Source organism: Cryobacterium zhongshanensis, assembly GCF_022760445.1.
GTDB classification, from domain to species: domain Bacteria; phylum Actinomycetota; class Actinomycetes; order Actinomycetales; family Microbacteriaceae; genus Cryobacterium; species Cryobacterium algoricola.
In genome coordinates, this window is record NZ_JALGAR010000001.1 from 1770034 (window position 1) to 1783669 (window position 13636).

The following is a 13636-nucleotide window of genomic DNA, read 5'->3' on the forward strand; positions in this document are numbered from 1 at the left end:
TCGAACACCTCTCATGCCGTCGGGTGTGCACCGGCGGCGCCGCCCGCCGGTGCGGAGAACCGGGGGAAACGGTTCGTGCGCCAAGCCGGGCAGATATGGATTTTGGGCAGTACTAGGACCCATGTCAAGTCCCGGGCCGCGCACCATCAACTGGTAACGGTGCACCCAGGACCAGAACGGGCCCTATTGACAATTATTGCATGCTTTGTGTATATACCGAGCCAGTGCACGGCCCATTACACACGCTCAGCGCGAACGCGGGCGCCGCAGCGCCCGTGCGGCCGCGATCCAGAGCGGAGCCACTTCGACACCCTCGTCGCGCGACAACAGGAAGCGGGTGCGACGCCGGGCCCGGAGCAGGAACACGACACCGATCCCGACGACCAAGAACTGCACGAGGAAGGCGACCCGGAAGGATTCCAGCGAGTACAGGTTGCTCGGCGCTCCCCCGGCCATCCGCCAGCCGTTCTGCAGGTCGAGCAGGACCCCGATCAGGTACACCATCACGAAGCTCGCGGTGAATCCGCCGACGTTCACGACGCCGTTGGCCGAGCCATGGCTGCGCTTCGGATTGAAGCTCCGGGCGAAGTCGAACCCGATCAGGGAGCCGGGCCCGCCGATGCCGAGGGTTACGAGGAGTACCACGATGAGCCAGAACGGCGGGGTTCCCGGCCAGGCGAGGACGACGGTCCAGGCCGCTGCCATCAGGATCACGACGGCGAGCACGATGTTGCTGCGGCGTTGCGGGAACCGGGCGGTGAGGATGCCCAGGATCGGGCCGAACACCATCCCGGCGGCGACGAGCACCATGAGCATCGAAGCGGCAAGAGCGGGGTCGTAGCCGAGGCCGTAGACCATGAAGGGGAAACCCCAGAGCATGCTGAAGACGGTTCCCGGCGACTGCGTCACGTAGTGCGACCAGAAACCGAGCTGCGTCCCCGGCCTGCGGAAGCTCTTCTTGAGCAGCACGAGCGCCTCCCGCAGGCTCGTCGGCCGCGCTTCGTCCGTCGATCCCACCGGCCGGTCCTCGATGACGACGACCACGACGACGAGCGCAACGACGGCGACGGATGCCGCGGACAGGAAGGCGGGCGTCCAGCCGAAGGTGTGCAGCACCCAGGCGAGCGGAACCGCGGAGAGGACCTGACCGAGCTGGCCGATGTTGCCGAGCCACTGCGACAGCTGCGGTACCAGCGGGCCGTCGAACCAGGATCCGATCAGGCGGATCATCGAGATGAAGATGGCGGCGTCTCCCGCACCGACGAGCATCCGGCCGGCGACGGCGGCGGCGATGTCGGTCGAGAACGCGAGGGTGACCTGGCCGCCGATCATGAGCGTGGTCCCGACGATCACGAGGATTCGGGGTCCGAACCGGTCGATGAGCACTCCGACGGGGACCTGGGCCGCGGCGTAGACCACGAGTTGCACGACGGCGAGGCTCGAGAGCAGGGCGGCGGTGCCGCCGAAGCGCTCAGACGCCGCGACACCGGCTACGCCCAGCGACGTGCGCTGCAGGACGGCCGAAAGGTACGCGAACGACCCGATGGAGAAGATGAGCCAGGAGCGACGGGAGTTCATTGCTCCCAATCTATCCGGTCGGGGCCGTCGGCAGGCCCAGGCTCCCCGGCCGCGCACGGTCGGGTGACAGCGATCCGGAGCTTAGAGGGCGGTGCCGTCGTCGCGGCTGCGGCGGGTTGCGAGGAAATTCTCCAGCTCGGCCGCGATCTCGTCGGCGCTCGGAAGTTCACCGTCCTCATCGGTCAGCGGCGACCGCACGCTGCTGCCTTCCATGTACGTGTCGTAGCGTTCCTCGAGGGTTCCGACGAGTTTCGCGAGTTCCGGGTTCTCCCGCACCTGTTCGTCGATCCGGTTGATGAACTCGCGATTCTGCTCGCGCAGCTGGTCGGTCGGGAAGATCAGGCCCGTTGCGGCGCTCGTGCTCTCGAGGGCGGACAGCGCCGCTGCCGGGAACTCCGTGTCCGCGAGGTAGTGCGGAACCAGGAGGACGAAGCCGGCGACTGCCGCGCCGCTCTCGTGCAGGCGTAACTCCACGAGGTGCAGGACATTGGAGGGGACCTGGGTGTGCGGACGCCAGACGGACATGCTCTCGATCAGGTCGGAGCGGGTGCCGCTCACGGTGACGCCGATCGGGCGGGTGTGCGGAACCGGCATCGGGATCGCGTGCACCCACGTCGTCGCTGCGACGCGGAAACGCTTGCCGATCTCGAGAACGGCGGCGGTGAACTGCTCCCAGCGGAAGTCCGGTTCGAAACCGGACAGCAGCAGGAACGGCTGGCCGATCTCGTCGTGCGCGAGGTAGAGACTCAGCACCGGCGGCTGGTAGCCGGTCAGATGGTCGCGATCGAAGTAGATGATCGGACGCCGGGCCCGGTAGTCGAGAAGGACATCCGCATCGAAGGACGCGATCATCGTGTGGGTCAGGTTTCCGAGCAGGTATTCGCTGAATTGCGCGACCGCTCCCCCGGCATCGGCGAACCCGGTCAGGCCCGCGACGAGGTTCAGGCCCTCGGGCACGGATGCCGCGTCGGCCGTCAGCTCGTAGATGTCACCAGGATCGCGCATGCCGTTAACTCTAGGCTGCGTCATCGCGGGCGGGTGGGAATCCGTGGCACCCCGAGTGGTGCCGTAAGCGAACAGGGGTCACAGCCTGGACGGCCCGCACGGGCCGCACAGGGGCGGCCAGTACCATCGAAGGATGACCGCACCCGTTCTCTCCGTGTCCGCACAACCCGCCATCGAATCAACCGCCGACGTCCTGATCGTGGGCGCGCTCCAGTCCGCGGACTCCGCGGTGCTCTTCGCCGACCCGGCGTTCTCCGCCCTGTCGGCCGTCCTCGCCGACCTCGGCGTCACGGGCGCACGGGACCAGGTGGTCCGCATTCCGGCATCCGTCGGCGGGGCGCGCACGATCGCGATCGTCGGGCTCGGCAAGGACGCCGGTGTCGACGCCCTGCGCGCCGCCGCCGGTTCCGCCGTGCGCCAGCTCACCGGCGTCGAGAGCGTTGCCTTCGCGTTCCCGCTCGAGGGCGCCGCGGAACTCACCGCCGTCGTCGAAGGCGCCGCGCTCGGCGGCTATTCGTACACGGAATACCGCCAGGCCTCCCTCGCCGGCACCCGGTTGCCCGCCGGACACGTGACCGTGCACAGCACGCTCGACGGCGCGGACGCCGTCGCCCACGCCGTCGTCGTCTCGGAGGCCGTCGCACTGGTCAAAGACCTCGTGAACATGCCGGCGTCCGATCTCTACCCGGAGGCCCTCGCCGACCGCGCGGTCGCCGCCGCCGCCGATCTGCCCGTCTCGGTCAGGGTCTGGGACGAGGCGGAACTCGCCGCGGACGGTTTCGGCGGCATCGCCGGCGTCGGCCAGGGTTCGACGCGCCCGCCGCGCCTGGTCAAGGTCAGCTACGCCCCTGGGACGGCAACCCGTCACATCGCGCTTGTCGGAAAGGGCATCACCTTCGACACCGGCGGACTCTCCCTCAAGCCGGCCGGCTCCATGGTCGGCATGAAGTACGACATGACCGGCGCCGCAACGGTGCTCGCCGTCGTGCTCGCCGCTGCCCGGCTGTCGCTCGACGTGCGCATCACGGCGTGGCTCTGCATCGCGGAGAACATGCCGTCCGGGAACGCGATCCGACCGAACGACGTCCTGCGCATCCGCGGCGGCCGCACGGTCGAAGTGCTGAACACGGATGCCGAGGGTCGACTCGTCCTCGCCGACGGGCTTGTCGCGGCGGGTGAGGAAGAACCCGACGCCATCATCGACGTCGCCACCCTCACGGGGGCGGCCATCGTCGCCCTCGGAAGCCGCTACTACGGCGTCATGGGTGAAGACGCCCTCGTCGCCCGCGTGCTCGCCGCCGGTTCCGGTGTCGGCGAACAGCTCTGGGCGATGCCGCTCCCCGACGAGCTCCGCGCCACGCTCAACTCCGACGTCGCAGACATCGCGAACGCCAAGATGGGCTCGAGCGCCGGCGGCATGCTCCTCGCCGCCGTCTTCCTGCGCGAGTTCATCGGAACCCGCGGCACGGGGGACGACGCCGTGACCATCCCCTGGGCGCACCTGGACATCGCCGGACCCGCGCACAACACCGGAGGCGCCTGGGGCTTCACCAACGCGGGTCCCACCGGCGTTTCGGTGCGCGCTTTGCTGCGTCTGGCCGAGGACTTTTCGCGCCCGTAGTACAGTCGAGGTGGCATGGGGAAGAAAGCGCCCGGCTCACGGGCGTCATCGATTCCCGTCCCGCAGACTTTTTGTGCATTTCCGCTTGTGATTACGCGCTTGTGACCAGCGCCCGTATGTGAATAAAAGGGAGTCCCTGAGTGTCGGAACAGAATTTTGACCTTGTCGTTCTCGGTGGAGGAAGCGGTGGCTACGCAGCAGCACTGCGGGCCGTCCAGCTCGGCATGACCGTCGGCCTGATCGAGAAGGGCAAACTCGGCGGCACCTGCCTGCACGTCGGGTGCATCCCGACGAAGGCCCTGCTGCACTCGGCCGAGGTGGCCGATGTGAGCCGCGAGGCCGCCAAATACGGCGTGAAGACCCAGTTCGAGGGCATCGACATGGCGGCCGTCACGGCCTTCCGTGAGGGAATCGTCGCGTCGAAGTACAAGGGCCTCCAAGGCCTGATCAAGGCACGCGGCATCACCGTCATCGAGGGCGAAGGCCGCCTCGTGGCGCCGAACACCGTCCAGGTCGGCGACGACCGCATCGTCGGCAAGAACGTCGTTCTCGCCACGGGCTCGTACTCGCGATCCCTCCCGGGCCTCGAGATCGGCGGCCGCGTCATCACGAGCGAGCAGGCCCTCGATCTGAACTTCGTGCCGAACAAGGTCGCCATCCTCGGCGGCGGCGTCATCGGAGTCGAGTTCGCGAGCGTCTGGAAGTCCTTCGGAGCCGACGTCACCATCATCGAGGCGCTGCCGCACCTCGTCCCGAACGAAGAAGAGTCCGTCTCCAAGCAGCTCGAGCGCGCGTTCCGCAAGCGCGGGATCGAGTACTCGCTCGGCATCCGCTTCCAGAGCGTGACCCAGCACGAGAACGGCGTGGTCATCACCCTCGAGAACGGTTCGACCGTCGAGGCCGAGATCCTTCTCGTCGCCGTCGGACGCGGCCCCGTCACGGCCGGTCTCGGCTTCGACGAGGTCGGCGTGGCCATGGATCGCGGTTTCGTCCTCACCGACGAACGCCTCGCGACGAACATCCCCGGCGTCTACGCCGTCGGAGACATCGTTCCCGGCCTCCAGCTCGCGCACCGTGGCTTCCAGCAGGGCATCTTCGTCGCCGAGGAGATCGCGGGCCTCAACCCGATCATCGTCGAGGACCTGAACATCCCGAAGGTCACATACTCTGACCCCGAGATCGCGTCCGTCGGGTACTCCGAGGCGAAGGCATCCGAGAAGTTCGGCGCCGACCAGGTCTCGTCCTACGAGTACAACCTCGGCGGCAACGGCAAGAGCTCGATCCTCGGCACGAGCGGCTCGATCAAGGTCGTCCGGGTCAAGGACGGACCCATCGTCGGCATCCACATGATCGGCGCGCGCGTCGGCGAGCTCATCGGCGAAGGCCAGCTCGTTGTGAACTGGGAGGCGTACCCGGAGGACATCGCCCCGTTCCTGCACGCGCACCCGACCCAGAACGAAGCCCTCGGCGAGGCATTCCTGGCCATTGCCGGGAAGCCCCTCCACGCGATGTAGCCGATTCCCGGCTACTGACCGTCTATAAGCTAAGAACAGAGCACACAATGGTTTCAAAGGAGACAAACGCATGAGCGAATCCGTTAGCCTTCCGGCACTCGGTGAGAGTGTCACAGAGGGTACGGTTACCCGCTGGCTGAAGAACGTGGGCGACCGCGTCGAGGTCGACGAACCCCTCTTGGAAGTATCGACTGACAAGGTGGACACGGAGATCCCGTCCCCCGTTGCCGGCATCATCGAAGCGATCCTGGTCCAGGAGGACGAAACCGTCGAGGTGGGTACCGCCCTGGTACTGATCGGTGACGGTTCCGCCGCCGCCGCGCCGGCTCCGGCCGCTGCTCCCGTCGTCGAGGCCCCTGCTGTCGTCGAGGCCCCGGCAGCCCCTGCGCCCGTCGCCGCCCCGGTCTACGCACCCGCACCGGTTGCGGCGCCCGTCGCAGCTCCGGTCTACCCACCCGCCCCCGTCGCAGCACCGGCCCCGGTCTTCGCACCGGTTCCCGTTGCGGCACCGGCACCGGCACCGGTCGCAGCACCGGCCCCCGTCGCAGCCCCCGTCGCAGCAGAGCCCGCCGTCTCCCGTGGCTCCCACGCGGGCACCTCCGGCTACGTGACGCCGATCGTCCGCAAGCTCGCGAACGAGGCCGGCGTCGACCTGTCCAGCGTCACCGGAACCGGTGTCGGCGGACGGATCCGCAAGCAGGACATCACGGCAGCCATCCCGGCCGCCGGAGCCGCGGCATCCGCCCCGGCGTTCGAGGTCTCGCCGCTGCGCGGCACCTCGAAGCCGATGTCCCGCCTCCGCAAGGTCGTCGCCGAGCGCGCCGTCATCTCGATGCAGTCGTCGGCCCAGCTGACGACCGTCGTCGAGGTCGATGTCACCCGCGTCGCGATCTTCCGCGACAAGGTCAAGGCGTCGTTCTTCGAGAAGACCGGCAACAAGCTGTCCTTCCTGCCGTTCTTCGCCCTCGCCGCCGCCGAAGCACTCCAGGCGAACCCGATCATCAACGCCACGATCGACGGCGACACGATCGTGTACCCGGCACAGGAGAACATCAGCATCGCTGTCGACACCGAGCGCGGTCTGCTGACCCCGGTCGTGCGCAACGCCGGAGAACTCGACCTCGCCGGATTCGCAGCGGAGATCGCCGACCTCGCCCAGCGCACGAGGGACAACAAGCTCAAGCCCGACGAGCTGTCCGGTGGCACCTTCACGCTGACCAACACGGGTTCGCGTGGGGCGCTGTTCGACACCCCCGTCGTGTTCCTGCCGCAGAGCGCGATCCTCGGAACGGGCGTCGTCTACAAGAAGCCGCTCGTCGTGTCCAGCGGCGGCCTCGACGCCATCGCGATCCGCTCGTCGGTCTACCTGGCGCTGTCCTACGACCACCGCATCATCGATGGCGCGGATGCCTCGCGCTTCCTCGTCACGATGAAGCAGCGTCTCGAGGCCGGCGACTTCGAAGCCAACCTCGGGATCTGAGCCGGCGGCCGGCTCGTCCGGCCAGGCGGCTCGTTCCGCTAACCAGCACGTGCCGCTAACCAGCACTGAAGAACTCGCGTAACCGCCAACCGGCCTCGCCCTTGACCACAAGGACCGAGGCCGGTTTGTCGTTTCCGGGTGCGACTCCCCCGCCGCTCGCTGAGAGGGCGATGAGCGCCAGATTCCCGATCCGGTCGACGACCGTCGGTTCGGAACCGTCGACCGTGACGCTCCCCGGCGCACGCCCCTGCCCGCCGTCCGGCGCTTGTCCGATCAGTGCGCCATCCCCGGCAAGGACCGGAGAACCCGGTTGCGCGAGGTCCGCAAGGCAGTCCCGATCGGCGGCGGCGAGGCAGAGGGCCCTCAGGCGCAGCAGCACCATGGTGGCGGCAGCGGGGTCCTCGCCCTGCAGGGCGTCCTGGTCGGCCGTGGTCGCCGGCGCGGCGGCGGGCGGGTCCGGTGCGGACACCTCTCCGCTCCCGCCGGAGGGCCGGGGAGAAGCCGAGCGGTGCGACGACGGCTCCGGGGCCGGACCGGCTGCCGGCGGGGCGAGCGCCGTCCAGGCTCCGACGAGCAGGACGACGACGAGGAACGTGCCGGACAGGATCAGGCCGCGGCGCCGCCAGCGCGCGGGATCCTCCGCGGCTCTCCACGTTCCCCGCCGCGTCGAGGCCCCTGCCGTCCGCTCACGACCCGGCTTCGGTCGAGGGGGAAGTGCGTGCGCCGCCCGGCCGCGCTTCGCCCGGCCAGCCGGCCCCTCGCGTCGGCGTGCCGTCAGCCGTGCTCCGATGGTTCCGGCGACACGAACCGCCCACCCCCGCAGCAGCGGTCCGGCGCGCGTGTCCAGCGCCGCCTCGAGGCGGGTCAGCGCGTCGGGGCCGGGAGGAAGCCTTCTGGGCGCCGTCGGCTCCGCGTCGCCGGGACCGACCTCGTGCTCGCCGAGCCGGACGGGCGCGGCGGGAGACCACTCGAACAGCGCTCGCTCGAGCCCGGCAAGTGCTTCCCGGTAGGAGCCGGACCGCCAGGCGGCGAACAGCGCCGTTGACGCCGGCTGTCCGCGGTCCGCGACCCGGTCGAGAACGGCCTGCACCAGGTCACCGCAGGCGCACCGGGCCTCCTCGAGCAGTTCTTCCCGGGCCCGGCCCGGCGGCGGCAGATCCCGCAGGCCGCCCAGACCCCCTACGACGGGTCGCCCCGCGCCGTCGAAACGAATCCGTCCGGCACCGATTCCCGGATGCACCCAGCCCCGGTCGTACAGGCGCGCCACCGCCGCGAGCACGGGAGCCAGGATCGTGACCGCCTCCCCCGGGTCCAGCAATCGCTCGCCGGCCAGGATCTGCCCGAGGGATCCACCGCGGTCCTCGGCCAGGACGAGGCAGATCCGCCCGTCCGGCAGCGTCGCAACGTCCAGCAACCGGCCCACCCCGCCGTCCGGGATAGCCTCGAGAGCGCGCACCTCCCTGTCGATGGCCGCGTCGTCGATGGCGGCGTCGTCTGTGCTGCGGCTCCCAGTGCCGTCACCGGTGCCATCACCGGTTCCGACGCCGGGTGCGGAGCGGAACACCTTGAGAACGACGACGTCCCGGTGACCGTCCGTCCCGGCCGCGGCCGACGCCCCGAGGTAGACGTCGCACCGGGCCCCAGCGGCGATGCGCCTCAGGACCCGGAAGCCGGCGACGCTTCCGCCGGCATCCGCTGCCTGCGCCTCCGTGGCTGTCGCCCCGACACCGGACTCCCTGCCGGACGACCTGCGCTTCCGACCTTCCGCACGTCTCATCACGCGCCGATGATCGTCCCGTGGGAGGCGCGGACGGCCCGCTCCGGGCCGGCTGTGCACAGTCCGGCGGATCCGGTCGCTGGTGAGGACGGGCTGACCTAGACTGGCCCCATGCTCGACTTTCTCGTCGCGGGGCTAAGCGCCAACTCCGTGCCGTATCTCGTGGGCCTTGAGCTCCAGCGCACCGTCCATCGTGCCGTTGTTTCCGGGGAACGCCCGGACACCGTCATCTTCCTCGAACACCCCGCCGTATACACCGCGGGCAGACGCACGTCGGCCGAGGAACGGCCGACGGACGGAACCCCGGTCATCGACACCGACAGGGGCGGCAAGATCACCTGGCACGGCCCCGGTCAACTCGTCGGGTACCCGATCCTCCGCCTCGCCGAACCCATCGACGTCGTCGGCTATGTGCGACGCCTCGAAGGCATCCTCATCGACGTCCTCGCCGGGCTCGGGGTCGACGGCCGCCGCGTCGCCGGACGGTCCGGGGTGTGGGTCGGCCAGCCGGGCTTCGAGGACAAGATCGCCGCCATCGGAATCCGAGTCGCCGAAGGGGTGACCATGCACGGCTTCGCGCTCAATTGCAACAACTCCCTCGAACCGTACGAGCACATCATCGCCTGCGGGATCCGCGACGCCGGAGTCACCACGATCTCCCGCGTCCTCGGCAGGGAAGTGACGCCCGCACAGCTGGTGGAACCGATCCGGGCCCGTTTCGCCGCGGAACTGGTGGCCGCCTCATGAGCGCCGTGCCCGAGGGCCGCAAGATGCTCCGGCTTGAGATCCGCAACATGGAATCGCCCATCGAACGCAAACCGGCCTGGATCAAGACGGTCGCCAAGATGGGACCGGAGTACCGCAAGCTCCAGGACCTCGTCAAGGGCGAGAACCTGCACACCGTGTGCCAGGAGGCCGGCTGCCCGAACATCTTCGAGTGCTGGGAGGACCGCGAGGCGACCTTCCTCATCGGTGGTTCCCAGTGCACCCGGCGCTGCGACTTCTGCCAGATCGACACGGGCAAGCCCGCTGACTACGACACCGACGAACCGAGAAGGGTCGCGGAGTCCGTCGTCGCGATGAACCTGCGGTACGCGACCGTGACGGGCGTCGCCCGCGACGACCTTCCCGACGAAGGCGCCTGGCTGTACGCCGAGACCATCCGGCAAATCCACGCCCAGAGCCCCGGTACCGGCGTCGAAATCCTCGTCCCCGACTTCTCGGGCAACCCCGACCTCCTGGGCGAGGTGTTCTCCGCGAAGCCGGAGGTCTTCGCGCACAATGTCGAGACGGTTCCGCGCATCTTCAAGCGCATCCGCCCGGCCTTCCGCTACGACCGTTCCCTCGACGTCATCACGCAGGGCCGCAACGCCGGCCTCATCACCAAGTCGAACCTGATCCTCGGCATGGGCGAGGAACGCGCCGAGGTCAGCCAGGCGCTCCAGGACCTCCACGACGCAGGCACCGACATCATCACCATCACCCAGTACCTGCGGCCGAGCGCCCGGCACCTGCCCGTCGCACGCTGGGTCAGGCCGGAGGAATTCGTCGAGCTCAATGAGGAGGCGGAGGCCATCGGATTCCTCGGCGTGCTCTCCGGACCGCTCGTGCGGTCGTCCTACCGGGCAGGACGCCTCTGGGCTCAATCGATGCTCAAGACGAACCGTGAGGTGCCCGCCGAACTCCGTCACCTGGCGGATGCCTCGCTCGGGTTCGCCCAGGCCGTCGCCCGCCCAGGCGGTATCGTCGCTGACTCGACCGAAAATCGGTCATCGGAGATTCTGGCGACTCGGTAAACTCGACACCATGGCACGCAGCAAGGACAAGACTCCCAAACCCCACAAGGAACCCGGCCGCATCAAGCAGATGTGGCAGGTGTTCCAGATGACCCGGCGGTACGATTCCAAAATCGTCCCGCTCCTCCTCGTGGGCTTCTTCGTGCCGCTCGTGGCCTCGATCGTCGTCGCGATCCTTGCGACGGACGGCAACGTCCTCACGCTCGTGCTCTGGATCATCGCCGGGCTCCTCGCCGGGGTGCTCGCCGTGCTGATCATTCTCGGCCGCCGCGCGGAGAAAGCCGCCTACTCCCAGATCGAAGGCCAGCCCGGCGCCGTCGGCGCCGTGCTGCGCAGTTCCCTCAAGGGCGGCTGGGTCGGCAGCGAGATGCCCATCGCCGTCAACGGCAAGACCCAGGACGCGGTCTACCGTGCCGTCGGTCGCGGCGGTGTCGTCCTGATCAGCGAGGGCCCGCGCACCCGGACCGCGCGCATGCTCGACGAGGAACGCCGCACGGTCACCCGCCTCGGCGGCCACGTTCCCGTCACGGTGATTTCCGTCGGCCCCGATTCCGACGCCGTGCCGCTGCACAAGCTCGCGAGTCGCCTGCGCAAGATCAAGCCGAGCCTGACCAAGGCAGAGGTGCTCGCCGTCAACAACCGGCTGAGCTCGATCACGAAGAAGCTTCCGATCCCGAAGGGCGTCGATCCGACCAAGGCCCGCCCGCAGCGCGGCAACTAGGCTCGTTCCCCCGTCCATTCCGCACGTCCGCAACCCCTCGTCGTCACGACGAGGGGTTCTTGCGTTAAACGGAGCCCGCTCCGCCGAGCGCGCGGCTCAGCCCCGGACGAGGACGGTTCCGGCCACCTTGTCGTGGAAGCCGCGCTGGTCGGAGTCCCAGACCAGCGCGGGGAAGGCCAGGCCGAGCAGCACGGAACGCACGATGGGCCGCCACGGCCCGACCCAGCCGCCCGCGAGAGGGATGACGCGGAGCCCGACGAGGCGGTGGCCGATGCTGCCGCCGATCGTCGGGATGAACAGGACCTGGAGCAGGACATAGGTCCCCGTCACGACGAAGCCGTTGTAGTTGAGGAACGTGTAGCGGAACACCGCGAAGGCCAGCGCCATCGCGAGGGCGTAGTCGATCAGGAGTCCCAGCATCCGGCGCCCGGCACGGCCCACCGACAGCGGGCCCTCATCGGGAAGCCCGAGCCGCTCCCCCGGCCATCTGCTCGGCGGGAGCTGTCCGAAGGTGGTCGGCGGGGAGGCAGAGGGAGGCACGGGACGATCCTAGCCAAGGGCACCGCCTGTAACATGTGAGAAACAAAGTCGTCACAGTTGAGTAATGCCGCCGTAATACTCTCTGGGTAGCCGCCGTGCGCGACTTTCTGTCATTAACGCCCTCGTCGTTTGGAGTAAAACCGCATGTTCCGCGATTCGTCAGAAGTACTCAAGTTCATCAAGGACACTGACGTCAAGTTTCTTGACATTCGCTTCACCGATCTTCCCGGTGTGCAGCAGCACTTCAACATCCCCGCGTCGACCGTCGATGAGGAATTCTTCACGGTCGGGCAGATGTTCGACGGTTCGTCGATCCGCGGCTTCGCGTCCATCCACGAGTCGGACATGCAGCTCATCCCGGACGTGACGACGGCATACGTCGATGCTTTCCGCGCCGAGCGCACGCTGATTATGCTCTTCGACATCTACAACCCGCGTAACGGCGAGATCTACTCCAAGGATCCCCGCCAGGTCGCGAAGAAGGCCGAGAAGTACCTCGAGTCGACCGGCATCGCCGACACCGCGTTCTTCGCCCCCGAAGCCGAGTTCTACATCTTCGACGACGTGCGCTACGAAGTGAACCAGTACTCGAGCTTCTACGCCGTGGACTCCAGCGAAGGCGCCTGGAACTCCGGCAAGAAGGAAGAGGGCGGCAACCTCGCCAACAAGACCCCGTACAAGGGCGGCTACTTCCCCGTCAGCCCCGTCGACCAGCACGTCGACATGCGTGACGACATCTGCCTCAAGCTCATCGACGCAGGCCTGATCCTCGAGCGCAGCCACCACGAGGTCGGCACCGGCGGACAGGGCGAGATCAACTACCGCTTCGACACGATGGTCCACGCGGCGGACGACCTGCTCAAGTTCAAGTACATCGTGAAGAACACGGCGCACGAATGGGGCAAGACGGCGACGTTCATGCCCAAGCCGCTCTTCGGCGACAACGGCTCCGGCATGCACACCCACCAGTCCCTCTGGGCCGGCGGCAAGCCGCTCTTCTACGACGAGGCCGGCTACGGCGGACTCTCCGACATCGCCCGGTGGTACATCGGCGGCCTACTCAAGCACGCCCCGGCCGTCCTCGCGTTCACCAACCCCTCGGTGAACTCCTACCACCGTCTCGTCCCCGGCTTCGAAGCCCCGGTCAACCTGGTCTACTCCGCCGGTAACCGCTCGGCCTCGATCCGCATCCCGATCACGGGCACCAACCCGAAGGCCAAGCGCATCGAATTCCGTGCGCCCGACGCCTCCGGCAACCCGTACCTCGCCTTCGCCGCCCAGCTGATGGCCGGCCTCGACGGGATCAAGAACCGGATCGAACCGCACGAGCCCGTCGACAAGGACCTCTACGAGCTCCCGCCCGAAGAAGCCAAGAACATCCCCCAGGTTCCCGCTTCCCTCGAGGAGGCGCTGCTGGCCCTCGAAGCCGACCACGACTTCCTCCTCGCCGGCAACGTGTTCACGCCGGAACTGATCGAAACCTGGGTCAGCTTCAAGCGCGAGCAGGAGATCAAGCCCCTCGCGCAGCGTCCGCACCCGTTCGAGTACGAACTGTACTACGGGGTCTAGACCGCACCGCGCCTGACCATGACGGGTCGTACCTT

Annotated in this window: 10 protein-coding genes and 1 pseudogene; 7 read left to right on the top strand and 4 right to left on the bottom strand. The window is 68.2% G+C overall.

Annotated elements, in window-relative coordinates; all coding sequences use genetic code 11:
• Positions 1 to 246: 246 nt before the first annotated feature.
• Positions 247 to 1578, bottom strand: coding sequence for an MFS transporter (locus tag MQH31_RS08050; protein WP_243011555.1), 1332 nt, complete (start codon positions 1576 to 1578; stop codon positions 247 to 249).
• Positions 1579 to 1659: 81 nt separating this feature from the next.
• Entirely contained in the window at positions 1660 to 2583 is a 924-nt protein-coding gene (locus MQH31_RS08055; protein ID WP_243011556.1) for a proteasome assembly chaperone family protein, read from the bottom strand.
• Positions 2584 to 2716: 133 nt separating this feature from the next.
• On the opposite strand from MQH31_RS08055, the gene MQH31_RS08060 reads away from it, so the two are divergent.
• The 3 genes from MQH31_RS08060 to MQH31_RS08070 all read left to right on the top strand — a co-directional run bounded on the left by MQH31_RS08060 (position 2717) and on the right by MQH31_RS08070 (position 7198).
• Entirely contained in the window at positions 2717 to 4204 is a 1488-nt protein-coding gene (locus MQH31_RS08060; protein WP_134531797.1) for a leucyl aminopeptidase, read from the top strand.
• Between the two features lie 140 nt (positions 4205 to 4344).
• Positions 4345 to 5718 (top strand): dihydrolipoyl dehydrogenase, encoded by a 1374-nt coding sequence (lpdA, locus tag MQH31_RS08065; protein WP_243011557.1) that lies wholly within the window; start codon positions 4345 to 4347, stop codon positions 5716 to 5718.
• A gap of 70 nt (positions 5719 to 5788) precedes the next feature.
• Positions 5789 to 7198: a 2-oxo acid dehydrogenase subunit E2 gene (locus MQH31_RS08070; protein WP_243011558.1), complete on the top strand. Its 1410-nt coding sequence runs from the start codon at positions 5789 to 5791 to the stop codon at positions 7196 to 7198.
• Between the two features lie 55 nt (positions 7199 to 7253).
• Here MQH31_RS08070 and MQH31_RS08075 read toward each other — a convergent pair whose 3' ends face one another.
• Positions 7254 to 8978 carry a serine/threonine-protein kinase gene (locus MQH31_RS08075; RefSeq protein ID WP_243011559.1) on the bottom strand — a complete coding sequence of 575 codons (1725 nt, stop codon included), beginning with the start codon at positions 8976 to 8978 and terminating at the stop codon, positions 7254 to 7256.
• Between the two features lie 108 nt (positions 8979 to 9086).
• Here MQH31_RS08075 and lipB point away from each other — a divergent pair, with 108 nt between their 5' ends.
• From lipB to MQH31_RS08090, 3 genes and pseudogenes are all read left to right on the top strand, one after another.
• The gene (lipB, locus tag MQH31_RS08080) at positions 9087 to 9722 is read left to right on the top strand and encodes a lipoyl(octanoyl) transferase LipB (protein WP_243011560.1); all 636 of its coding nucleotides are present in this window, start codon (positions 9087 to 9089) and stop codon (positions 9720 to 9722) included.
• Positions 9719 to 10702 (top strand): annotated as a pseudogene (gene lipA / locus MQH31_RS08085) (lipoyl synthase); the annotation flags it as partial. The gene lipB and the pseudogene lipA, both read left to right, overlap by 4 nt.
• Before the next feature lie 79 nt (positions 10703 to 10781).
• Positions 10782 to 11492 carry a DUF4191 domain-containing protein gene (locus tag MQH31_RS08090; RefSeq protein ID WP_134531791.1) on the top strand — a complete coding sequence of 237 codons (711 nt, stop codon included), beginning with the start codon at positions 10782 to 10784 and terminating at the stop codon, positions 11490 to 11492.
• Positions 11493 to 11588: 96 nt separating this feature from the next.
• Here MQH31_RS08090 and MQH31_RS08095 read toward each other — a convergent pair whose 3' ends face one another.
• A complete protein-coding gene (locus MQH31_RS08095) occupies positions 11589 to 12032 on the bottom strand; it encodes an RDD family protein (protein ID WP_243011561.1) in 444 nt (147 codons plus the stop codon).
• 144 nt (positions 12033 to 12176) lie between these two features.
• On the opposite strand from MQH31_RS08095, the gene glnA reads away from it, so the two are divergent.
• Positions 12177 to 13601, top strand: coding sequence for a type I glutamate--ammonia ligase (gene glnA / locus MQH31_RS08100; RefSeq protein WP_134531790.1), 1425 nt, complete (start codon positions 12177 to 12179; stop codon positions 13599 to 13601).
• Positions 13602 to 13636: the final 35 nt, after the last annotated feature.

What these genes read in the sequence shown, in the direction of transcription:
- MQH31_RS08050 (WP_243011555.1), bottom strand. Translation starts at nt 1,578, where the DNA reads ATGAACTCCCGTCGCTCCTGGCTCATCTTCTCCATCGGGTCGTTCGCG.
- MQH31_RS08060 (WP_134531797.1), top strand. Translation starts at nt 2,717, where the DNA reads ATGACCGCACCCGTTCTCTCCGTGTCCGCACAACCCGCCATCGAATCA.
- glnA (WP_134531790.1), top strand. Translation starts at nt 12,177, where the DNA reads ATGTTCCGCGATTCGTCAGAAGTACTCAAGTTCATCAAGGACACTGAC.
- MQH31_RS08070 (WP_243011558.1), top strand. Translation starts at nt 5,789, where the DNA reads ATGAGCGAATCCGTTAGCCTTCCGGCACTCGGTGAGAGTGTCACAGAG.
- MQH31_RS08090 (WP_134531791.1), top strand. Translation starts at nt 10,782, where the DNA reads ATGGCACGCAGCAAGGACAAGACTCCCAAACCCCACAAGGAACCCGGC.
- lipB (WP_243011560.1), top strand. Translation starts at nt 9,087, where the DNA reads ATGCTCGACTTTCTCGTCGCGGGGCTAAGCGCCAACTCCGTGCCGTAT.
- MQH31_RS08055 (WP_243011556.1), bottom strand. Translation starts at nt 2,583, where the DNA reads ATGCGCGATCCTGGTGACATCTACGAGCTGACGGCCGACGCGGCATCC.